Source organism: Streptomyces sp. NPDC085927 (assembly GCF_044540975.1).
GTDB lineage: Bacteria > Actinomycetota > Actinomycetes > Streptomycetales > Streptomycetaceae > Streptomyces > Streptomyces hirsutus.
Window position 1 is genome coordinate 171617 of the sequence record NZ_JBITSN010000010.1, and the last position, 20414, is coordinate 192030.

Below are 20414 nucleotides of genomic sequence, written 5' to 3' on the forward strand. Positions count from 1 at the left end.
CCTCCACCGGGCGGTCCGGCGAAGGCCGCACCGTTTCGACGCCGAGGCCCGTTTCGACGCCGAGGCCCGTTTCGACGGTGGGAATGACGGCTCGGTGGTGTCGGGCGTGGGGAGTCAGCGGCGTCGTCGGCGTGCAAGGCGGCGGAATGCCTTCGGTCCGCCGGACGGCGCGGGCAGTACGCCCGCGACCGCGTCGGCCAGCAGGGTGCCGACCGTCTCGGCCGCGCACGTGCGGTTGGCGCCGATGCCTCCCGAAGGCCCGCGTTTGATCCAGCCCACGACGTAGGTCCCGGGCCTGCCGGGCACCCGGCCGCGCTCGTGCGGAACGGTCCCGGTGTCCTCGTCGAACGGCAGCCCCGCCGGGGGTGCTCCGCGGTGGCCGACCGCCCGCAGCGCCAGGCCGGCCGGTATCTCCTGCTCACCGGCGCCGCCGGTGGCGCGCACCGCGCGGACGGCCTCGTCTCCGCGGACTTCGACGGGCGTGGAGAGGAAGCGGAACACGATGCGGCGCCGCCGTCCCGCTGCCCCGGGGACGAGGAACCAGTCGACGGCCTCACGTGCCACGCCCCGCAGCAGTCCCGCCTTGTCCCCGGGACCGGCGGCGTCGATCGTGGCCCCGACGCGCGCATCGTGGTCGTCCACGAGCAGGTCCACGCCGGGTAGGTGTTTCAGAGCGAGCAGTTCGGGCCTGGTGTACGCCGCGTGTTCCGGACCACGGCGCCCGATCAGCACCACCTCGCGCACCTTGCTGCGGCGCAGCTCCTCCCACGCGTGGCCGGCGATCGCCGTGCCGGCCAGTGTCTCCGGGTCGGAGACCAGGATCCGGGCGACGTCGAGGGCGACGTTGCCGTTGCCGACCACGACGGCACGTCCGGCCGAGAGGTCGACGGCGTCCGGTGCGACCTCCGGATGTCCGTTGCACCAGGCGACGAAGGTGGTGGCGGGGAGGCTGCCCGTCAGGTTCTCGCCGGGGATGCCGAGTTGCCGGTCCGCGGCGGCGCCCACGGCGTAGATCACCGCATCGTGGTGTGCGGCGAGTTCCTCGGCCGTGACGCCCGCGCCCACTTCGAGGCCGAGGTGCATGCGGACGCGGGGGTGGGTGTGGAAGCGGGCGAAGGTGTCGCCGATCCTCTTGGTCGCCGGGTGGTCCGGCGCCACGCCGTACCGGACGAGTCCGCCGGCGACCGGAAGCCGGTCGACGAGGGTCACCTCGGACCGGGTGTGGAGCAGCAGGTCCTCGGCGGCGTACATGCCGGCCGGCCCGGTGCCGACGATCGCCACCCGGAGCGGCCGGAAGTCCGGTGGCAGGACGCGGTCGAAGGTCGGTCCGCCCCAGGGGTGGAAGTTCGGGCCGGGGTCGGCCGCTCCGGAAACCGCCGGTGTCTCCGCCTCCGCCTGTGACGCCGTCCCGGTGTGCCCGAAGTGGGCCGCGTTGATGCCGGCGTACTCCCGTTGTCCGCCGGTCAGGCTGTCGACCGGGAAGACGGCGTCCACCGGGCAGGCGTCGGCGCAGGCACCGCAGTCGATGCACGCCTTCGGATCGATGTACAGCATCTCCGTGCTGCCGAAGGCCCGTTCCTCGGGCGTGGGGTGAATGCAGTTGACCGGGCAGACGGTTACGCAGGTGGCGTCCGTGCAGCAGGTCTGGGTGATCGCGAAGGCCATGTCGTCCGCTCGCCTGGAGGTCGTCAGATCAGATGGGCGCGCTTGTAGAAGAACAGCGCGGGCTTGGTGAGCAGTCCTGCCGAGGCCAGGAAGTCCATCAGCCCGGAACAGCTCGAGCGCATCATCGACTTGTGATGCTCGTTGGCCTTCGCCTCACGAAGGGCGCGCGCCTCGTCCAGTCCGGCGTTGGCGTAGACCTTCCGGTTCACCATGCTGGTGACGATGACGTAGGACGCCACGGCGATGACGAACGAGTGGATCCGGCGGCGCACGCGTCCGGCGCGCGCGAGGTGCCTGCGCGTCTCGTCGCGGGCGAACTTCATGTGCCGTGATTCCTCGACGACGTGGATGTTGTTGATGGTGCGGACGAAGGGCACGACCCGTTCGTCGCGCATCCAGTCGCGCTGCATGACGTCGAGGACCTCCTCGGCCACCAGGATCGCCGCGTACGCCGCTTCACCGAACGCGACGGTCTTGAAGATCCGGCCGAGTTCGACCGCTGCCCGGTGGGGGCGGTAGGCCGGTGCCCGAAGCTTCTTCGCGCCGCGGGCGAACATGATCGAGTGGCGGCACTCGTCGGCGATCTCGGTGAGCGCCCACTGGACGGTGTCGTCCGTCGGGTCCTTGGCGTAGATGTCCCGCAGCACCATCTGCTGCAGGATCATCTCGAACCAGATTCCGGTGCTGGCCACCGAGGCGGCCTCCTGCCGCGTCAGCGCCTTGCGCTGCGCGTCGGTCAACTCGTTCCAGTACTCCGTCCCGTAGAGGGTGCTCCACTCAGGGCTGGTGCCGTGGAAGCTCTCGTCGAGCGGGGTCTCCCAGTCGACCTCGGTGAGCGGGTCGTACGAGAGCTGCGCGGAGGAGTCGAGCAGCCGCCGCGCGGTGCCGTCCTCGGACGTGCGGCTCTTGCTCTCCGGTCGCGAGATGCTGATGGCCATGCGGGGACTCCTCGAGTCGGGTCCGGGAAGCGCGCCGCCCTCCCTTGCTATTACTGGCGGTAACAGCGCCTTGCTGACGAATCTTATAGCAAGAGTCGCCGTGTGCCCACCCTCGAGTGCCCCGTCCGGTCCGCACCCGCGTCGGTCGGTGCGGGGGGCGAGGTCTTCGGGCAACTCGCCCGCTGAGGCGGTGCCGTTGTCATCGGTGCCGTGCCCCGCACCGGCGTCCGGAACTGTTCGCGGCCCACCACCGGCTCCCGCTGATCGGGAGGAACACGGGCGCCTGTCCGGCACCCCTGACTACGTTCTCGGAGCCATGACCGAACGAGGTGCTCGACGAGCAGGAGCCTGCCGAGGGGCTCGTCCTCGCTTGCCGCGCGTTCCGGCCGACGACCGGCCGCGCATCACCTACGACGGGGGATCCGGCCTCGGAGCGGGATACGAGAGAGGAAGACCGATGGGCAGACTCGAGGGCAAGGTCGGGATCGTCACCGGAGCGGGCCAGGGGGTGGGCCGGGGCATAGCCCTCGCGCTCGGCACCGAGGGGGCGTCGATCGCCGTGCTCGGACGGACTCCCGAGAAGCTGGAGACGACCTGCGAACTCCTTCGCGCACGCGGTGTGAAGGCCGATCCCTTCGTCTGCGACGTGGCGGACACCGACCGTGTGCCGGAGCTGCTGGACCGGATCGCCGGCCACTTCGGCGGAATCGACATCCTCGTCAACAACGCCTACAGCGGCGCCTTCGGCCCCCTGCTCTCGATGAGCGACGCGGACTTCCGGGCCGGGTTCGGCAGTGGCCCCTTCGCCACCTTCGCCTTCATGAAGGCCGCCCATCCCCACCTGCTCCGGCGTGGCGGCGGCGTGATCGTCAACCTGCTCAGCTCGGTCATGGTCCGCTGGGACCAGAGCAACTACGGCGCGTACGCGGCGGCCAAGTCGGCCATCCGCTCCGTGACCCGCACCGCGGCCAGCGAGTGGGGGCCGGACAACATCCGGGTGAACGCGGTGGCTCCGCACGCCGTGTCGCCCACGTACGAGAGGTGGGAGGCCGAGAACCCCGAGGAGGCGGCGCAGTTCCGCGCGACCATACCGCTCGGCCACGTCGGCGACTGCGAGCACGACGTCGGCCGGGCCGTCGCGATGCTCTGCGGGCCCGACGCCCGCTATCTCACCGGGGCGACGGTACCGCTGGACGGAGGCCAGGCCAACTTCGGCTGACAGCGACCGGAGCAGCCCGGCGGTACCCCGGCCGGTGCCCCGGGGCCACGCCCCGGCACCGGCCGCGACCACTGCGGGCGGGGTACGGCAACGGGAGTTCCCGGTCGCCTCGGACGTATCTGTGCGACCGGCCGCGCACCCGGGTGGCCGGCTGCGGTGCCGACCGACGGGGATCTGTTCACCGACGGCCCCCTTCGCCCTCGGACGGAACAGGGGCGGTACCGGCTTCCGCGGCCGGTACCGCCTCCTCTGCTTGCCTGCCGGGCGAACCCCGCGGACGCGCGCCGGGCGGACCCGGCACACTCCAGGGCGGACCCGCCCCCCCGGGTGGCATCACACCCTCACTCCACCGGGCCGCGTCCGTCCGCCACGCCAGGGGGGAACGTGCCGCGGCCGGTATCGCGCTCGGGCCAGTTCGCGGGCGGGAGGCTGTTCGGCGGGGTCGCGGGGGGCGCGCCGTAGAACAGTTCGTGGTCGCGCTGCCGCTCGAACCTCCAGGCTCCGTCCTGGTGGCAGTAGTGGTCACCGTAGTGAATGGCCTGGTGGAAGAAGGACCCGTCGCCGCGCTGGACCTCTGCCCGGCAGTAGACGCTCCCCACCGCCCGGCCGTCGTCGGTGAGGCGGACGATGTGGTTCCCGGTGTGCAGGACCGCCATCCGCACCCCGTCGGGTGGAGCGCCGGACCGCTCGAACGACGCGCGCAGGGCTTCCCTGCTGCTCGCCTCGCCCGTCCGCAGCGTCAGCGGATCGGCGTAGAGGCCGGCCAGGGCGTCCATGTCGAGACCGGCGTAATGGTGTGCGTACCTGACCGGCAGGGTCCGGATCTCCGCGAGGGCCTCCAGACGAGCGATCCGGGCCTCGACCGCGTCGCCGCTCATGTGGCCTCCTCCTCGGTGCCGGCGCCGGTGTCCGTGTCCGTGCCGGTGCCGGCACCGGTGCCGGTGCCGGTGCCGGTGCCCCAGAAGCGCTGCCAGGTTTCCCAGCGTTCGGGCAGGTCCGCCCGGTGGATGAAGGGGTTTCCCGGGAAATGGAACCGTCCCGGGACCTCCAGCGGATTCTCCCGGACGTCCGCCGCGTAGAACACGTGGGTGCTGCGCGAGGTGAAGTACCAGCGCCCGTCCCGGCGTTCGTAGCGGTCCCAGTACTGCATCGGCATCACCACCCACAGGTCCTGGACCTCGTGCTCCGGCCGGCAGTAGACGATGCCGGTGGCGTGGTCCCCGTCCGTGAAGTCGATGATGTGGTTGCCGACGAGATGGAAGGTGGTTCCGAAGGGCCGCAGCACCGGATCGAACCACTCGGCCAGGGCCTCGCGGCCGACCCGCCCGTCATGGGTCCTGACGTCCTCGACGAAGAGCGACACCAGGGTGGGGATGTCCCGGCTGTCCAGGGCGAGGGCGTAGCGGGAGACCAGCTGCCGGATGTCCTCGATGGACTCCAGCCGCCCGACCCGCTCTTCGAGATCACTCATGGGTCCGTCCCCTCACTGCGCGGGAAGGGGTGCCGGCTCGCTGAACCGGGATTCGGGTATCAGCCCGTCGCGCGTCGCCGCGCCGATGGTCTCCCGCAGCCGCGGGCACGACGGTACGAAGGCGCTGGGCCTGCCCTCTCCGGCGGCGGCGGCGAACTCCGGGCAGGTCTCCTCGGCCTCGGAGAGCCACTGGACACTGGTGTGGATCTCGCTGTACTTCGCCACGAGCACGCGGGTGTCGCACGCGCCGCACTTGACCGGTTGCATGGAAACGCTCGCTCTCCGGGCCCGGTCGCCGTCGCGTCCCGTACGGATACGCACACGGACCGGACCTCTGTCTGCGGTAGGGGATGTGCCCCCGGGGGGGCAGGGAGCCGGCTGTGCGGGTGCGGCAGGTGCCCGCCGGAGCGGTGGGGGGAGCACCGTGCAACGGGCACCTGCCGCACCGCCGTCTCGCGCCGCCGTCCGTCACGGCGGTGCGGGACGGCGGCGCCGACGGCCCGGAACACCCCGGGCTCTCCCGTCCGGATCGGGCCGGCGGACCGGACCGGGACCGGTTGAACAGCTCCCCGGTCCACCGGATGCGGACGGGAGACCCCGGGCCGGGCCGGCGGGATCCGCCCCCGCCCTCGACTCCCCGGGGCGGACGGCGCAACCGTGCGGTGACGGCCTAACTGAAGGTCGCGAGCGGCTCGGAGCCGGACCAGTCGTGACCCCAGTAGCTGTCCGCGGTGATCTCCTCGGCGGTGTAGTGCGACTCGTCGACGAGCATGCCGTGGCAGCCGTACTCGATGTCCCAGCCGCCGGGTGCCCGCAGGTAGAAGGAGACCATCTTGTCGTTGGTGTGCCGGCCCAGCGTCGAGGAGATCGAGAACTCGCGGCCGACGCAGCGGTCGAGCGCGCGGCCCACGTCGTCCAGGTCCTCGACCTCGACCATCACGTGCACCAGCGCGGGCATGCCCACCTTCGGGGCCGGGCAGAGCGCCAGGCTGTGGTGGCGGCGGTTCACGCCGATGAAGCGGATCCGCTGCGCCGGGACGCCGGGCGGCGTCATGCGCATGGCTCCGCGCGGAAGGAAGCCGAGTGTCTCGAGGTAGAGCTTCTCGGACGCTTCCATGTCGGTGGTCGGCAGGACCACGTGCCCGAGTCCCTCGGCGCCGGTGACGAAGCGGTTGCCGTGCCGGGTGACGACCGGCGAGTGGTCGAGGACGGGACCGTGGAAGATCTCGGTCCGTATGCCGGACGGGTCCAGGAAGGCGATGCCCTCCTCCACCCGGCGTTCGTCCGCTTCCTCCTCCGACAGCCGCTCGACCTCGTACCCGGCCTTCTCCAGCGTCTCGGTGACCCGGGCCAGCGCGAACCGGTCGCGCACCTCCCAGCCCACGCTGCGCACGGCGTCGATCTCACCGGGGTGGACCACCATGCGCGCCGCCCGCTCGTCCATCCGCAGGTAGAGGGCGTCGGGGTCGGGGCCGGTGCCCTCGGCGAAGCTCAGGACGTCGAAGGCCAGTTCACGCCACCGCTCCATGTCGGTGGTCTGCACGGTCACGTACCCCAGAGCGCGGATCTCTGTCATCGTTCTCGTTCTCCTTCTGCACTGTGTTCGACGGCGGTCAGATCAGGGCCCGCAAGGCGCCCTGGGGTTCGACTCCCATACGGGTCAGGGCGTTCGCGTGGTAGGTGGGGCCGGGGATGTGGATCGCGTGGTTCAGCCCCGCGTGGGCGTCGCGCCAGTAGCGCTGGAGCGGCTTGTCCATGCGCAGGGCGTTGCCGCCGGACCGGGCGAAGATCTCGTCGACGGCGCGGACGGCCCGCCAGGCGGCCCGCACCTGGGACAGCCGGCCCTCGGCCCGCACGTCGAAGGGGACGTCACGGCCCGAGTCCACGATGTCCCAGACACGGTTGAGGTTGCCCAGGATCTCGCTGCGGGCCGCCCGGATGTCGGCGATGGCCTCCCCCATCACCGACAACGTGTACGGGTCCTCACGGACCTTGGTGCCCTGGGCGTTGATCCGGTCGCTCTGGTATCCGAGGGCCGTCTCCAGGGCGCCCTCGGCGATACCGATGACCGCGGAGGTGATGCCCGCGGGGAACGCGCAGGACCAGGGGATGCGGTAGAGCGTCTCCTCCCGGCCGAACTCCCTGACGGCGCGGCCGTCGAGGACCTTGTCGCCGTCCATGACCCGGTAGTCGGGCACGAAGGCGTCGCGCACGACGATGTCCTTGCTGCCCGTGCCCTTGAGACCGACGACGTTCCAGGAGTCGTCGATGATCTCGTAGTCCGAGCGCGGCAGGATGACGTGCACCTGCCGGGGCGGGCCGACGGGCTCCCCGTCCGCGTCACAGAGCAGACCGCCGAGGAAGATCCACTGACAGTGGTCGGTGCCCGAGGAGAACTGCCAGCGCCCGGAGAAGCGGTAGCCGCCGTCCACCGGCCGCAGCCGGCCGGCGGGCTGGTACGGCGAGGCGATCCAGGTGTCGGGGTCCTCGCCCCACACCTCCTCCTGCACGCGGCGGTCGGCGTAGGCGAGTTGCCAGGGGTGGACGCCGACGATCCCCTGGACCCAGCCGGCGGACCCGGAGAAGCGGGCGGTCTCCATGACCGCCTCGGCGAACTCGGCGAGGTGCGCCTGGGCTCCGCCGAACTCCTTCGGCTGGAGCATGCGGACGGCGCCCGCGGACCTCATCAGGGCCGCGGTCCCGTCGGACAGCCGTCCGAGCCGCTCGGCCTCGACATCCTGCTCCCGCAGCTTGCCGGCATGGGCGATCATGTATTCGCGTACGGTGTTCATGAGGATCCTCGTGAGGGTGGACGGTTGGGGACGCGGGACTCAGGCCTGGGCCTGGCCCTCCCGGGCGGCGTTCTCCCGGGACTCCGCCTCCCAGATACCGATCGCCTGGTCGCAGTCGACCTCGAACTCGAAGCGCTGCACCATCTCGGGCGTGACGTCCTCGACGTCGACGTAGAACTGCTCGTACCAGCGGCGCAGTTGGTAGACCGGACCGTCCTCCTCGGTGAGCAGGGGGTTCTCGATCCGCGACTTGTGCTTCCAGACCTCGACGTCCTGGAGGAACTGCTCCTCGAGACCGTCGACGAACATCGTGCCCATCTCCTGGGCCTGTTCGTCGGTCATGCCCGGCTTCTTCTCGACGATGATCCCGTACTGCAGCAGGAAGGAGTCGGGCGAGATCGGGTAGTGGCAGTTGACGAGCTTGGCCTCGACGGTGTCGCCGTCGGAGTCGGTCCAGATGGTGTCCAGCATGAACGAGGGGCCGTAGTAGCTCGCCTCGGAGCGGGTGACGGCTTCGGGCAGGTCCATCTGGACGCCGGTCTTGATGTCGTCCCGCCCGGTGGACGTCATGTACTGGGACGCGACGTGCCCCTGGAAGACGTTCTTGAAGAAGCGCGGGATCTGGAAGTGCACGTAGAAGAAGTGCGCCATGTCGACCAGGTTGTCGACGATCTCCCGGCAGTGCGCGCCCTCGACCAGGTACGACTTCCAGGCCCACTGGGTCCACCGGCCGTTGTCGTAGTCGTCGATCCCGGGGATCGTCACCTCGGGCGGCGGCGGGTTGCCCTGGGGGTCGTTCCACACGAAGAACAGCCCGTTGCGTTCCATCGTGATCCAGGCCTTGGTCCGCCCGCGCAGCGGCACCCGCCGGGCGTACGGCACGCCCGCACAGCGTCCCTCGCCGTTCCAGCGCCAGTCGTGGAACGGGCAGGCGACGGTGTCGCCCTTGACCGTGCCCTTGGCCAGGTTGCCGCCCATGTGGCGGCAGAAGGCGTCGATCATGTGGATCGTGCCGTCCTGCCGGGCGAAGACGACGGCCGTCTCACCGAAGATCTTGATCTCGTGGGGTGTGCCGTCCCGGAAGCTCTCCGCCAGACCCACGCAGTGCCAGCCACGCGCGAACCTGGTGGGGTTGCTCCCGGCTTCGATGGTCCGGACCTCGTCCTCGGCCACTGTGTCACCCATGTCTGCCTCCCCGGCTGACCGGTGCGCCACTGCACCGTGTCGGTGGGTCATCCTGAAACAGCCCTCGGCCGACTTCCGAACTCCCGCTCCCGCTGATCGGGAGCGGCGGCCCGCGGGTCGCGGGCGGCCTCCGTCTCCCGATCGGAGGGAGGCGCGGATCCGCGGCGGGCACTCCTTTCCCTCCGCCTACGGCGCATCGCGCACCGGTGAGGGCCGGGCAGGACGGTGCCCCAGTACGAGGGAGGGCCCGGGAAAGTCCGCCCCCGGCCGGTGCGGGCTTTCCCGGGCCCTCCGTGACCGTCACCCGGTTCCCGCCCCGGAACGCAGCGCCGGCGCCACCTCGCCGAACAGCAGCTCGATGTGACGCCGTACGAGGTCCTCGGGCATGGCGGCGACGCTGGCCCAGAAGTAGACGTGCTCGACCGGGAGTCCGGTCGTGCGTTCCCGGACGGCCCGGACGGCGTCCTGCGGGGTGAGCACGGTCAGTCCGGGGGCCCCGCTCCTGCGGACGGCTCCGGCCGACACCTCGTCGACGGTGAGGTCACGGGGAACGTCCGGCCCCGCGGCGCCGATCCGCCGGTAGGAGTTCACCTGGTAGGTGTAGTGCGGGAGGATGCGCCGGAACGCCTCCTCGGGGTCGTCGGCCACGATGATGTCGATCAGGCCGCCCATGCGGGCGGCCGACGGCGGGTGTCCGCCCGCTGCGAGGGCCTCCGTGTAGGGCCCCAGCAGACGCGGGTCCAGGGACAGCAGTCCGGTACCGAGCAGGCCTGCGCGGCGGGCTCCCTGCGGCCCCTGGTATCCCATCCAGAGCGGCACCGGGCTCTGCACGGGAGGCGGTGTCACCTCCTCGGCCAGCAGCCGGCGGATCTCGGCGGCCGCGCTGTCCGTCAGGGTGTACCGGCGCCGCAGATCCGCACCGAAGGCGTCGTACTCCCGTCGGGAGAAGCCGGCGCCGATCCCGAGTTCCAGCCTGCCGCCGGAGACGAGGTCGACGACCGCGGCTTCCTCCGCGGTGTGCCGGGGGTGCCGCAGGGCCGCCAGCAGGATCCCGGTGCCGATCCGGACCCTGGAGGTGCGTGCCGCCACGGCAGCGGCGAACGTGAGCGGCTGCGGGAGGTACCCGTCCTCGGTGAAGTGGTGCTCGGTCAGCCACACCGCGTCCGCGCCCGTCTCCTCGGCCTCACCGATCAGGTCCAGGGTGCTGCGGTAGTGATCGGCCCAAGGCCGTTGCCAGCGGGGAGGGTTGCGCAGGTCGAAGAAGAGGCCGGTCTTCATGGTTCCGCTCCTGGGGCTCCGATGGCGAACACGCCGTGCGCCCGTGGCGGTGGATGCGCCGTCGTGGGTGCGACGCGTCGGGGCGGGCGGGACGACGGCGAGAGGTGCCCGGAGAGTATGGGGACCGGCCGACGGCTTTCAGCCCGTGGCTCCCGGTCAGCGGGAGGCGGGCCCCGTCGCCGGTCCGTTGCAACAGGCCTTGTCAGGAGTATGGACCTGCAACGATGCGGCGATTACAGTCCCAGCCAACCAAACGCTTGCTTGAAAGATGCGCGTCAGCGTCCAAGGCCCTTCTGCAAAGAAGAGGAGCGGCCCGTGCCGACAATGAAGTCCGCCATGCCACTGCCCGTCCTCACCGAGCCCGAGCAAGGACACGACCTGTCGTCGTCCATGGTCGGCCGGATGACACGCATCCTCGATGCGTTCGGCAGGAGCGGAACCAGCCTCACCCTGGAGGAGGTGGAGGGCCGCACCTCCCTGCCCCGTTCCACCGCACACAGAATCCTCAACCAACTCATCCAGCTGGGCTGGATCACACGTGGTGACCACGGGTACTCCCTCGGGCGCCGCGCACTGCGGTCCGGCGGAGGCACCCGCAACTGGGACGAGCTGCGCAAGGCGGCCGCGCCCGTTCTGCACCGACTCCAGGTGCATACGGGACTGGTCGTCCACCTCGGGGTGCTCGACGGTCCCGAGGTGGTCTTCCTGGACAAGATCGGCGGGACCTTCGCCGCGGCCCTGCCGTCCGACGTGGGTACCCGCTGGTGGGTGACGAGCAACGGGCTCGGCAAGTCCATGCTGGCGTACCTCCCTCCGGAGGACGTCCAGGAACTGCTGCGGGACTGCCCCGAGCTCGTCGACAACACGGACGAGGGCTTCACCCCCGTCCACTGCGAGCTCAACGTCATCCGGCGCATGCGCGGGGTCGCCTTCGACCGCGGCGGAGGCATGCCCGGGGTGGGATCCGTGGCCTGCGTCGTCCGCGGCCCCGACGGTCCGGTCGGCGCCATATCGCTCTGCGGCGAGCTGGGGCAGATGCATCTCGAACGCCTGGCGCCACTGGTCGCGACGGCCGCGCACCAGGTGTCGGAGGCGCTCTACCCGGACCTGGCCGGATCCGGTGGCGGCGGACCGTCCGGTGCGGGCCGGCCGGGTGCCCGGCCGGGCACCGCCTTCCGGCGGGACACGGCGCGCGAGTGGCTGGAGGGGCCGTACGGCGGCGGATGCTGCGGGCAGCGCGCCGTGTGCAGCCGGCGCAGGAAGGTGTGACCGCCCGGCGTGCGGCACCCGGCCCCCCGCCCTCCACCCCCCGGGAGAGGCGTTCCGGGCCGGGCGAGGGTGCCTTCGGGCTGGGCGACGGTTCGGGACCGACGGGAGCCTTCGCCCCGGAGGCGGCGTCGAAGACGACCGCACCAGTCCGCTCGGGCACCGAGCCCGAGCGGACCGGTCATCGGGGATGAAGCGCGCCGCCGTCAGCCGAGACCGAGGACGCTCATGGCGTGCTCGGCCATGCGCCGCTCTCCGAGGGCGTTGGGGTGGACGGGGATGACGCTGCTGCCGAAGAGGAGGGGCTCGATCCAGCGGGTGCCGGCGGGCTTGCACGCGTCGTGGCCCTCGGACACCCGGGAGAAGTCCACGTAGGTGGCGCCGGTCGCTTTGCTCGCGCGTTCGACGGCCGCGTTGAGGTGTGCCTGTATGCCGCGCAGGTAGGTCACGTCACCGGTGGCGATCGGCAGCTTCGCGAAGCAGGACTGGTCGGCCCCGGCGGGTGTGATCCACGGGTAGCCCAGGACCGCCACCCGGGCGCTGGGCGCCTTGGCCCGCACGGCCTGCAGGGCGGCCTTGAGCGCCGGATAGGTGTTCGTGTCGATCTGGTCGGTGAAGGACGTGCCGTGCTTGTCCTTGCAAGGGCTGCCCTTCCCGCCACTGAGGATGCCCGCGGTGCCGCAGGCCGTCAGGGCGTTGATGAAGGTGCCGTTGTCGTTGCCGCCGATCGTCAGCGTCACCAGGTCGGTGTTCGTGCTGAGCGCGTTCGTCTGGGGCGCGACCCCGAGGTACTGGGACTCGGTGAAGTGCTTCGTCTGGGCGGCGCCGCAGGTCACGTCCTTCAGGCGGGCGCCCGTCCGGGCGGTGATCACGTTGGGGTAGTTCGCGGTGGATCGCAGGCACAGCAGGTTGGTGGGGTCCACGGGCAGCACGCCCGAGCCGGCGCTGTAGCTGTCGCCGAGAGCGACGTAGTCCAGCGGCGCGGAAGCGTGTGCGGTGCCGCCGGTAAGGCTGAAGGCGAGCGCACCGACCAGCGCGATTGATGTGGACATGACATTCCGCAGGGTGCGTTTCGGCATGTGATCCCTCTCCTCGGAGGCGGACGCGGAGCAGCGGAGGCGGACGCGGAGCAGTGGGGGCGGCCGTCGACTGGGCACGCCAAGGGCGGGAGCGGAGCTGTTCGAGCACGGAAAAGTGCCGCGGGTCGCGCGATGGCGGAACGGTTCTACTGACAGGTAATGTGCAGACCCCTCAGTGGGGAGTCAACATGGTTGACCGAAGTTGTTGAAAGCCGTCACAGGGTGCCCGACTCGCTCCCGTGAACGCGCGAACCCGCAGTTGCGAAGCAGTGGCACCCCTGTCCTGTCCCGCATGCTTCAGGCCGACTCCGGCACCAGGGCCCGCGAAGTCATCCGCGCGGCCGCCGTCCGGCTGCCCCAGGAGCAGGGCTTCTCCGGAACCGGCACCCGTCGGACCGGCCGGCGGCCGCCACGAAACCTCCTGTGGTGGTCCGTCGTTCCCGGAGCAAAGAGCTCCTGTTCCTGAAGGCAACGCACCCGACGGTCGACGACGGGCCCCTGCGCGACGTGCCACCGGGTCGTCCGGGAGAACTCCTCGCCGAAGCCGAAGCCGAAGCGCCGGCGGGGTCATGCCGTGGTTCGGCCTCTGCTGGTACGCGCTGCCCCTGCGCATGCGACGCCGTGCCGTTCGGCGTTCCCGCACCGACGCCGCACAGCGCACCCGGGCGCGGGGCGGGCACGTGCCGTCCGTGAAGCCCCCGCCCACGAACTTCGTCACTGGTGGGCGGGGCGGCCCCGTCGTCCGCCGCACAGCTCGTCCCGGCCCCCGGTCACGGTGGGGGCGGGCCGCCCCACGGGGCCGCCTGTTCCAGCTGTGCCGCGAGGGCGAACAGCAGGCCCTCGCCGCCGAGTGGTGCGGCGAACTGGACCCCGAGCGGCAGGCCCTCGCCGTCGTGGCCGAAGGGGACGGACATCGCCGGCATCCCGGTGACGTTGTGGACGCTGGTGAAGGCGGAACAGACGGAAGCGTGCCGGTGGATCGACTCCGGGTCGGCCGTGTCGAGGGTGCCGAGCAGCGGGGTGGGCCGCGCGAGGGTCGGGCTGAGCAGCACGTCGACCTCGTGGAACGCGGCGCCCACCTCCCAGCCGATCTCCTGCGCCCGGCGCAGCGCGCGGCTGACGTCGGCCGCGGGAAGGGCGCGGTAGGTCTCGTACAGGACGCGGGTGAAGGGCTCGACGTCGTCGTCGGCCAGGGGCCTGCCGAGCCGGTCGAGGCGGGCGTCGATCTGCGCGACGAGGTCGGCGCCCATCAGGACGCCGGAGGTGCGGCCGACGTCGGCGGGGCGGTAGCGGGCGGTGGTCTCCACGATCTCGTGGCCGAGGCGTTCGCACAGCAGGGCCGCGGCACGTGCCGCGTCGGCGCACTCCCGGTGCACGTCCGGGCCCCCCGGCAGCTCGGTGAGCAGGCCGATCCGCAGCCGTCCCGGGTCGCGGCGGGCCAGTTCGGCGAAGGCGGCGGGCGGCTGCGGTGCGGCGTAGGCGTCGCCGGGCAGCGGGCCCGCGGCGACGTCGAGGAGCAGGGCGCTGTCCCGGACGGTCGTGGTGACGGCGTGGTGTACGGAGACGAGGCCCGACAGGGTGGTGGGCCGGGGCGCGGGTGAGACACGGCCGCGGCTGGGTTTGAGGCCGAACAGGCCGCAGGCCGCCGCCGGAATGCGGATCGAGCCGCCGCCGTCGCTGGCGTGCGCGACCGGGACCATCCCGGCCGCCACCGCGGCCGCCGAACCGCCGCTGGAGCCGCCGGGCGAGTGCGCGCCGCTCCACGGGTTGCGGGTGGGGCCGAAGAGCGCCGGTTCGGTGGAGGCGTTGAGGCCCAGCTCGGGCGTGTTGGTGGTGCCGAGGACGACCGCGCCGGCGCGGCGGTAGCGGGCCACCAGTTCGCTGTCGCGTCGGGCCGTGAGGTCGGCGAAGAGACGGCTGCCGCCCGTCGCGGGCAGGCCCTCCACCTCGGTTCCGAGATCCTTGACGAGCAGGGGGACGCCGTGCAGCGGGCCGTCGGGCAGGCCCGCGGCCACCTCGGCCAGGGCAGCCTCGAACCGGGTGTGGATCACCGCGTTGAGCCGGGGGTCGAGCTTCTCGATGCGGGCGATCGCCTGCTCGGTGACGGTGCGGGCGTCGCTCTCGCCGTTCCTGACGGCCTCGGCCGTGGCGACGGCGTCGGGTCGGCTCCTGACGCCTGTCGTACCCCTCACGCCACGTACCCGGCGGACTTGCCCCAGGTGTCGCCGCGGGTGGTGCCGCGGTCGACCAGGACGCAGCGGGTGCCGGTGAAGTTGGTCGGCATGCACTTGTTGCAGTGGATGCACAGCGACGGCGTACCGGCGTCGTCCCGCAGGCGGTTGACCAGGTCGGGTTCCCTCAGCAGGGCACGGGCCATGGCGACGAACTCGAAGCCCTCCCGCATCGCGAGGTCCATGACGGGCTTGCCGGTGATGCCGCCGAGCAGGATCATCGGCAGTTTCACCGCGGCGCGGATCTGCCGGGCGTCCTCGAGGAGGTAGGCGTCCCGGTAGGGGTAGCTGCGCAGGAACCGGTCGCCGACCATCTTCACGCCGAGCTTGATCGGCTGCGGCATGATCGCGGAGAACTCCTTGAGCGGGGCGTCGCCCTTGAAGAGGTACATCGGGTTGAGCAGCGAGCTGCCCGCCGTCATCTCCAGGGCGTCGACGGTGCCGTCCTGTTCGAGCCACTGCGTCACGGGGATGGCCTCGTCGAGCCAGAATCCGCCGGGCACGCCGTCGTCCATGTTCATCTTCGCGATGACGGCGATGCGCCCGCCGACCGCGTCGCGCACGGCCCGCATGATCTCCCGGGCGAACCGGGCGCGGTTCTCCAGGCTGCCGCCGTAGGCGTCGGTGCGGTGGTTGACCCGGGGGCTGAGGAAGGAGCTGGCCAGGTAGTTGTGGCCCAGGTGCACCTCGACGGCGTCGAAGCCGGCCTCGACGGCGCGGCGCGCGGCCTGCCCGTGCGCCTCGGTGATGCGCCGGATGTCGGCGGTGGTCGCCTCCTGGGCGAAGCTCAGGGTGGTGGCGTGGAAGTGCTTGGACGGGGAGAGGGCGGGGGCGCCGTTGCCCTTCGGGTTGGCGACGGGTCCGCCGTGGCCGATCTGCGCCGAGACCGCGGCGCCCTCGGCGTGCACGGCGTCGGTCAGGACGCGCAGGCCCGGCATCGCCTCGTCGGTCCAGTGGATCTGGTGGCGGTCGGTGCGCCCTTCCCTGGCGACCGCGCAGTAGGCGACGGTGGTCATGCCGACGCCGCCGCGGGCGTAGGCGACGTGGAAGTCGACGAGGTCCTTGGTGACCAGGGACCGGTGGCTGAGCCCTTCGTAGGTCGCGGCCTTGATGACGCGGTTGCGGAGCTCGACGGGGCCCAGCTTGGCGGGGGCCAGGACGTCGGGGGCCTCGGGTGTCTCGCTGGTGGTCACGGGTGGTTCCTCCTCGGTGCGGCGTGGTGGCAGGCGACCTGGTGGCCGGGGCGGACCTCCCGCGGCGCGGGCTCCTCGGTGGCGCACTGTTCGGTGGCCAGCGGGCAGCGGGTGCGGAAGCGGCAGCCGGACGGCGGGTTCAGGGGTGAGGGAAGTTCGGCGGCCGGCCCGTCGGTGACGGGACCCGCGGCGGCGGGGCCGGCCGTCCCGGCGGAGCCGAGCTGGACCTCGGGGAGGGAGGCGAGCAGCAGGCGGGTGTAGGGGTGCAGGGCCTCGTGCTGCATCCTGTCGGAGGGCAGGACCTCGCAGACCTTGCCGAGGTACATGACCATGACGCGGTCGCTGATGTTCTTCACCACGGACACGTCGTGGGCGATGAAGACCATGCTCAGTGACCGCCGACGGGTCGTCGTCTCCAGGAGGTTGAGGATCTGCGCCTGTACGGACACGTCCAGGCTGGAGACGGGTTCGTCGCAGATCAGCACCTCGGGGTCGAGCATGAGGGCGCGGGCGACGCAGACCCGCTGGCACTGGCCGCCGGAGAGTTCGTGCGGCCGGCGGTCCCGTACGGTCGCGGGGTCGAGGCCGACGTCGCGCAGGGCGGCGTCGACGCGGGCGTCCTTGTCGCGGGGGTCGTCCCCGGATCCCCAGATCGACGGGCCCTCCCACACCAGGTCCTTGACCCTGCGGCGCGGGTTCAGGGCGGAGACCGGGTCCTGCATGATGATCTGCATCCGGGCGCGGGCGCGGCGCAGTTCGCGCGGGGCGAGTCCGGTGAGGGTGACGTCGCCGAGGCGGACGGTGCCCGAGTCGGGGGGCGGCAGCTGGATCAGGGAGCGGCCGACGGTGGACTTGCCGCAGCCCGACTCGCCGAGAATGCCCAGGGTCTGACCGGCCGGGACCTCCAGCCCGACGCCGGAGACGGCGTGCACCTTCTGCCCGCGTCCGGCCGGGAACTCCACGACGAGGTTCTCCGCGGTCAGTGCGGGGCGCCGGTCACGTGCGGCGGGGGCGTCTTCGGTGAGGGTCATACGGTGGCCTCCTCGGCGGCGCCCAGGGGGTGGTGGCAGGCGACGACGCCGCCGGCGTCGCGGTCACCGGCGTATCCGGCGAGGCGGGGCGCCTCGGTGGTGCAGTGGTCGGTCGCCGCGTCGCAGCGCGGGGCGAACCGGCATCCGGGGGGCGGGTGCAGCAGGTTGGGCGGGCGGCCCTCGATGGCGGGCAGCAGGGTGTGCGGGGGCAGGTCCAGGCGCGGGATCGAGGCGATCAGGGCACTGCTGTAGGGGTGGCGGGGGCGGTCGAAGACGGCGGTGGTGTCGGCGTACTCGACGAGGCGGCCGGCGTACATGACCGCGACGCGGTCGGTGCGGCCCGCGACGGTGGCGAGGTCGTGGCTGATGAGGACGGTCGCCATCCGCAGTTCCTCGGCGAGTGACCGCAGCAGGTCCAGGATCTGCTTCTGCACCGTGACGTCGAGCGCGGTGGTCGGTTCGTCGGCGATGAGCAGGCGTGGGCCGCAGGCGAGGGCCATGGCGATGACGACGCGCTGGCGCATGCCGCCGGAGAGTTCGTGCGGGTACTGGCCGGCGCGCCGGGCGGGTTCGGGGATGCCGACCTGCCGGAGCAGGTCGACGCTCCGGTCCCGGGCCTCGGCGCGGTTCAGGCCGAGGTGCAGCCGGAGGCTCTCGGACAGGTGCGTGCCGACCTTCTTGACCGGGTTCAGGGAGGTCATGGGGTCCTGGAAGACCATGGCGGCCTCGGTGCCCCACAGGGCCCGCCGCCCGGCGGGGGTCAGGGCGTGGACGTCCTTGCCGCCGATCAGGACCGTGCCGGACACGGTGGTGCCGGGGCCGTCGGTGATCAGGCCCATGAGGGTGCGGCCGAGCACGGACTTGCCCGATCCCGACTCGCCGACGATGCCGAGGGTCTCGCCCTCGGACAGGGTCAGACAGACGCCGTCGACGGCCTGCACCGGGCCGCGGGGCGTGTGGAAGGCGGTGGTGACGTCGGTGGCGCTCAGCAGCGGGGCCTCGTCGGTGCCGGGGGCGGGCGCCGGTGTGGTGGTCACAGTTTCACGCTCCGGGAGTCCCATCGCCCGCGAGCCTTCTCGCCGACGATGTTGAAGGCGAACACGGTGAGGAAGAGGAAGGCGCCGGGCACGAGCACGATGTGCGGGTGTTCCTCGAAGACCCGTCCCTCCCCCTCGGCGATCATGTTTCCCCAGGTGGGTTCCGGCGGCTGGATGCCGAGTCCGAGGAAGCTGAGGGAGGCCTCGGCGACGATGAGCACCGAGATCATCACGACGGCCAGGGACAGCAGGGGCAGCAGCACGTTGGGCAGCAGTTCGCGCAGCAGGATGCGGGAGCGGGTGGCGCCCATGGCGCGGGCCGCGACGACGAACTCGCGGTTGGCGTAGGCCATGGTGGTGGCGCGGGCGAGGCGCACCATGCCGGGGATGGTGAGCAGCGCCAGGGAGAGGGCGACGTTGCGCAGGTGCGGCTCGAGCACGGTGGCGAGGGCGATGAGCAGGATCAGCGGGGGCACGGCGAGCAGCGAGTTGGTCGCGATGCCCACCGCCCGGTCGACGGTCTTCTGGAAGTAGCCGGCGATCATGCCGATCGCCCCGCCGACGACGGTGCCGAGGGCGACCGCGGACAGGGAGATGAGCAGCGAGGAGCGGGCGCCGTACAGGGATCTGGCGAGCAGGTCGAGGCCGAAGGCGTTGGTGCCCAGCGGGTGGCTGCCGGTGAACGCCGGGGTGGCGAAGACGGGTTCGGTGACGGTGCTCGCGACGTCCCGGTCCTCGGCGAGCGGCAGCCACGGCGCGCACAGGATGGCGAGGCCGAGCAGCAGGAGCCAGAGCGCGCCGAACCAGAACACCACGTCGAAGCCGGGCCCCGCCCACCGTTTGCCGAGCCGGGAGGCCCCGCCGAGCAGCAGGCCGAGGCCGAGCAGCGCGACGGTCGCCTTGGCCGGCGCGACCAGGTGGGGCGTGGTCGCGCCGAACACCAGCAGGACGAGGCCGAGGACGGTGAGGGCCACGGCGGTGAGCAGGGGCTGGGGGAAGGCGGTCCGCGTGCGCGGAGCGATGTCAGACATGGACACGTCGCGTCCTCGGGTCGAGGTAGCCGTAGGAGAGGTCGATGCCGGCGTTGATCACCACGTAGATCACGGCGATGGTGAGCACGGCGCCCTGGACCATCGGATAGTCGCCCTGGCCCGCGGCGTTGACGATGAGCGTGCCCATGCCGGGCAGCGAGAAGAGGTACTCGACGACGACGGTGCTGCCGATCAGCCGGCCGAGGCTCAGGCCGAGCAGGGTGACCAGGGAGAACGAGGAGGGGCGCAGGGCGTCGGTGAACAGGATGCGCAGGGGGTTCATGCCCTTGGCGCGGGCGGCGAGGATGTAGTCCTCGCGCAGGGTCACGATCAGGTCGCCGCGCAGTACCCGGGCGAACAGGGCGAGTTCGGCGAGGGCGACGGTCAGGGCCGGCAGGAAGGCGTGGTGCAGGTTGCCCAGCAGGTCGCCGTCGCCGATCCGTACCCATTCGGAACGCGGGAACCAGCCGGCCGAGTTGACCAGGAGGAGGATCAGCAGCAGTCCGGCCAGGAAGCTCGGCACGGACAGTACGCCGAAGGTGCCGGCGCCGATGATCCGGTCGGCGGCCGAGCCCTCGCGGTACGCCGACCACATGGCCAGCGGCACCGCGATCAGCAGGGCGATGAGCAGTCCGAGCACCGCGATCTCGAAGCTGACGGGCAGCGCGGACAGCACCCGGTCGGTGACGTCGCTCTGCGGGGGTACGACGGAGCGGCCGAGGTCGCCGGTGAGCGCACCGCCCAGCCAGTCGAAGTAGCGGGTGACCAGGGGCTGGTCGAGGCCGAGTTCGGTGCGGAGTTCGGCGTACTCGGCGGGCGCCCGGCCGGCCCCGAGGATGTCGACCGCGGGGTCGCCGGGCAGCAGGACCACCAGGGAGAACACCCCGATGCTCGCGAGGAGCAGTACGCCGACGAGTTCCAGCGCCCGAAGGGCCAGTCGGCGCAGCGCGGCGGGACTCATGATTCCTCCAGATCTGCCCGGTGCCGCCGGGTCGGGG

General features: G+C 71.8%; 18 protein-coding genes. 2 read left to right on the plus strand and 16 right to left on the minus strand.

Features of this window, described 5'->3' with window-relative positions; all coding sequences use genetic code 11:
- Positions 1-114: 114 nt before the first annotated feature.
- Positions 115-1665 carry an FAD-dependent oxidoreductase gene (locus ACIF80_RS25195; RefSeq protein ID WP_399808599.1) on the minus strand — a complete coding sequence of 517 codons (1551 nt, stop codon included), beginning with the start codon at positions 1663-1665 and terminating at the stop codon, positions 115-117.
- A gap of 23 nt (positions 1666-1688) precedes the next feature.
- Positions 1689-2603, minus strand: a complete 915-nt coding sequence (locus tag ACIF80_RS25200) for a diiron oxygenase (protein WP_399808602.1) — start codon at positions 2601-2603, stop codon at positions 1689-1691.
- 457 nt (positions 2604-3060) lie between these two features.
- On the opposite strand from ACIF80_RS25200, the gene ACIF80_RS25205 reads away from it, so the two are divergent.
- The gene (locus ACIF80_RS25205; RefSeq protein WP_399808605.1) at positions 3061-3822 is read left to right on the plus strand and encodes an SDR family NAD(P)-dependent oxidoreductase; all 762 of its coding nucleotides are present in this window, start codon (positions 3061-3063) and stop codon (positions 3820-3822) included.
- 341 nt (positions 3823-4163) lie between these two features.
- Here the strand turns inward: ACIF80_RS25205 and ACIF80_RS25210 are convergent, their stop codons facing one another.
- The 7 genes from ACIF80_RS25210 to ACIF80_RS25240 all read right to left on the minus strand — a co-directional run bounded on the left by ACIF80_RS25210 (position 4164) and on the right by ACIF80_RS25240 (position 10548).
- Complete coding sequence (locus ACIF80_RS25210; RefSeq protein WP_399808607.1) at positions 4164-4700, minus strand: nuclear transport factor 2 family protein; 537 nt, start codon at positions 4698-4700, stop codon at positions 4164-4166.
- Entirely contained in the window at positions 4697-5293 is a 597-nt protein-coding gene (locus ACIF80_RS25215) for a nuclear transport factor 2 family protein (protein WP_399808610.1), read from the minus strand. Before ACIF80_RS25215 ends, ACIF80_RS25210 begins: the two co-directional genes overlap by 4 nt.
- A 12-nt stretch (positions 5294-5305) precedes the next feature.
- Positions 5306-5560: a hypothetical protein gene (locus ACIF80_RS25220; protein WP_399808613.1), complete on the minus strand. Its 255-nt coding sequence runs from the start codon at positions 5558-5560 to the stop codon at positions 5306-5308.
- A 403-nt stretch (positions 5561-5963) separates the two neighbouring features.
- Complete coding sequence (locus ACIF80_RS25225) at positions 5964-6869, minus strand: VOC family protein (RefSeq protein WP_399808615.1); 906 nt, start codon at positions 6867-6869, stop codon at positions 5964-5966.
- A 37-nt stretch (positions 6870-6906) separates the two neighbouring features.
- The gene (locus tag ACIF80_RS25230) at positions 6907-8085 is read right to left on the minus strand and encodes an acyl-CoA dehydrogenase family protein (RefSeq protein WP_399808618.1); all 1179 of its coding nucleotides are present in this window, start codon (positions 8083-8085) and stop codon (positions 6907-6909) included.
- Between the two features lie 39 nt (positions 8086-8124).
- A complete protein-coding gene (locus ACIF80_RS25235; RefSeq protein WP_399808621.1) occupies positions 8125-9270 on the minus strand; it encodes a Rieske 2Fe-2S domain-containing protein in 1146 nt (381 codons plus the stop codon).
- 300 nt (positions 9271-9570) lie between these two features.
- Positions 9571-10548 carry an LLM class flavin-dependent oxidoreductase gene (locus ACIF80_RS25240; RefSeq protein WP_399808624.1) on the minus strand — a complete coding sequence of 326 codons (978 nt, stop codon included), beginning with the start codon at positions 10546-10548 and terminating at the stop codon, positions 9571-9573.
- Positions 10549-10872: 324 nt separating this feature from the next.
- On the opposite strand from ACIF80_RS25240, the gene ACIF80_RS25245 reads away from it, so the two are divergent.
- A complete protein-coding gene (locus ACIF80_RS25245; protein ID WP_399808940.1) occupies positions 10873-11817 on the plus strand; it encodes an IclR family transcriptional regulator in 945 nt (314 codons plus the stop codon).
- Between the two features lie 203 nt (positions 11818-12020).
- Here the strand turns inward: ACIF80_RS25245 and ACIF80_RS25250 are convergent, their stop codons facing one another.
- The 7 genes from ACIF80_RS25250 to ACIF80_RS25280 all read right to left on the minus strand — a co-directional run bounded on the left by ACIF80_RS25250 (position 12021) and on the right by ACIF80_RS25280 (position 20377).
- A complete protein-coding gene (locus ACIF80_RS25250; RefSeq protein ID WP_399808627.1) occupies positions 12021-12893 on the minus strand; it encodes an SGNH/GDSL hydrolase family protein in 873 nt (290 codons plus the stop codon).
- Between the two features lie 770 nt (positions 12894-13663).
- On the minus strand, positions 13664-15085 hold the full coding sequence (locus ACIF80_RS25255) for an amidase (protein WP_399808629.1): 1422 nt from the start codon (positions 15083-15085) through the stop codon (positions 13664-13666).
- The gene (locus tag ACIF80_RS25260; protein ID WP_399808632.1) at positions 15082-16317 is read right to left on the minus strand and encodes an NADH:flavin oxidoreductase; all 1236 of its coding nucleotides are present in this window, start codon (positions 16315-16317) and stop codon (positions 15082-15084) included. The genes ACIF80_RS25255 and ACIF80_RS25260 overlap by 4 nt, the downstream gene beginning before the upstream one ends.
- A complete protein-coding gene (locus ACIF80_RS25265) occupies positions 16314-17348 on the minus strand; it encodes an oligopeptide/dipeptide ABC transporter ATP-binding protein (protein WP_399808634.1) in 1035 nt (344 codons plus the stop codon). Before ACIF80_RS25265 ends, ACIF80_RS25260 begins: the two co-directional genes overlap by 4 nt.
- Entirely contained in the window at positions 17345-18409 is a 1065-nt protein-coding gene (locus tag ACIF80_RS25270; RefSeq protein ID WP_399808636.1) for an ABC transporter ATP-binding protein, read from the minus strand. Before ACIF80_RS25270 ends, ACIF80_RS25265 begins: the two co-directional genes overlap by 4 nt.
- Positions 18382-19416 carry an ABC transporter permease gene (locus tag ACIF80_RS25275; RefSeq protein WP_399808639.1) on the minus strand — a complete coding sequence of 345 codons (1035 nt, stop codon included), beginning with the start codon at positions 19414-19416 and terminating at the stop codon, positions 18382-18384. The genes ACIF80_RS25270 and ACIF80_RS25275 overlap by 28 nt, the downstream gene beginning before the upstream one ends.
- Positions 19409-20377, minus strand: a complete 969-nt coding sequence (locus tag ACIF80_RS25280; RefSeq protein WP_399808642.1) for an ABC transporter permease — start codon at positions 20375-20377, stop codon at positions 19409-19411. The genes ACIF80_RS25275 and ACIF80_RS25280 overlap by 8 nt, the downstream gene beginning before the upstream one ends.
- Positions 20378-20414: the final 37 nt, after the last annotated feature.

Excerpts from the sequence above, each read along its gene's own strand:
- ACIF80_RS25195 (WP_399808599.1), bottom strand. The coding sequence starts at position 1,665 with ATGGCCTTCGCGATCACCCAGACCTGCTGCACGGACGCCACCTGCGTA.
- ACIF80_RS25200 (WP_399808602.1), bottom strand. The coding sequence starts at position 2,603 with ATGGCCATCAGCATCTCGCGACCGGAGAGCAAGAGCCGCACGTCCGAG.
- ACIF80_RS25205 (WP_399808605.1), top strand. The coding sequence starts at position 3,061 with ATGGGCAGACTCGAGGGCAAGGTCGGGATCGTCACCGGAGCGGGCCAG.
- ACIF80_RS25210 (WP_399808607.1), bottom strand. The coding sequence starts at position 4,700 with ATGAGCGGCGACGCGGTCGAGGCCCGGATCGCTCGTCTGGAGGCCCTC.
- ACIF80_RS25215 (WP_399808610.1), bottom strand. The coding sequence starts at position 5,293 with ATGAGTGATCTCGAAGAGCGGGTCGGGCGGCTGGAGTCCATCGAGGAC.
- ACIF80_RS25220 (WP_399808613.1), bottom strand. The coding sequence starts at position 5,560 with ATGCAACCGGTCAAGTGCGGCGCGTGCGACACCCGCGTGCTCGTGGCG.
- ACIF80_RS25225 (WP_399808615.1), bottom strand. The coding sequence starts at position 6,869 with ATGACAGAGATCCGCGCTCTGGGGTACGTGACCGTGCAGACCACCGAC.
- ACIF80_RS25230 (WP_399808618.1), bottom strand. The coding sequence starts at position 8,085 with ATGAACACCGTACGCGAATACATGATCGCCCATGCCGGCAAGCTGCGG.
- ACIF80_RS25235 (WP_399808621.1), bottom strand. The coding sequence starts at position 9,270 with ATGGGTGACACAGTGGCCGAGGACGAGGTCCGGACCATCGAAGCCGGG.
- ACIF80_RS25240 (WP_399808624.1), bottom strand. The coding sequence starts at position 10,548 with ATGAAGACCGGCCTCTTCTTCGACCTGCGCAACCCTCCCCGCTGGCAA.
- ACIF80_RS25245 (WP_399808940.1), top strand. The coding sequence starts at position 10,873 with ATGAAGTCCGCCATGCCACTGCCCGTCCTCACCGAGCCCGAGCAAGGA.
- ACIF80_RS25250 (WP_399808627.1), bottom strand. The coding sequence starts at position 12,893 with ATGCCGAAACGCACCCTGCGGAATGTCATGTCCACATCAATCGCGCTG.
- ACIF80_RS25265 (WP_399808634.1), bottom strand. The coding sequence starts at position 17,348 with ATGACCCTCACCGAAGACGCCCCCGCCGCACGTGACCGGCGCCCCGCA.
- ACIF80_RS25270 (WP_399808636.1), bottom strand. The coding sequence starts at position 18,409 with ATGGGACTCCCGGAGCGTGAAACTGTGACCACCACACCGGCGCCCGCC.
- ACIF80_RS25275 (WP_399808639.1), bottom strand. The coding sequence starts at position 19,416 with ATGTCTGACATCGCTCCGCGCACGCGGACCGCCTTCCCCCAGCCCCTG.
- ACIF80_RS25280 (WP_399808642.1), bottom strand. The coding sequence starts at position 20,377 with ATGAGTCCCGCCGCGCTGCGCCGACTGGCCCTTCGGGCGCTGGAACTC.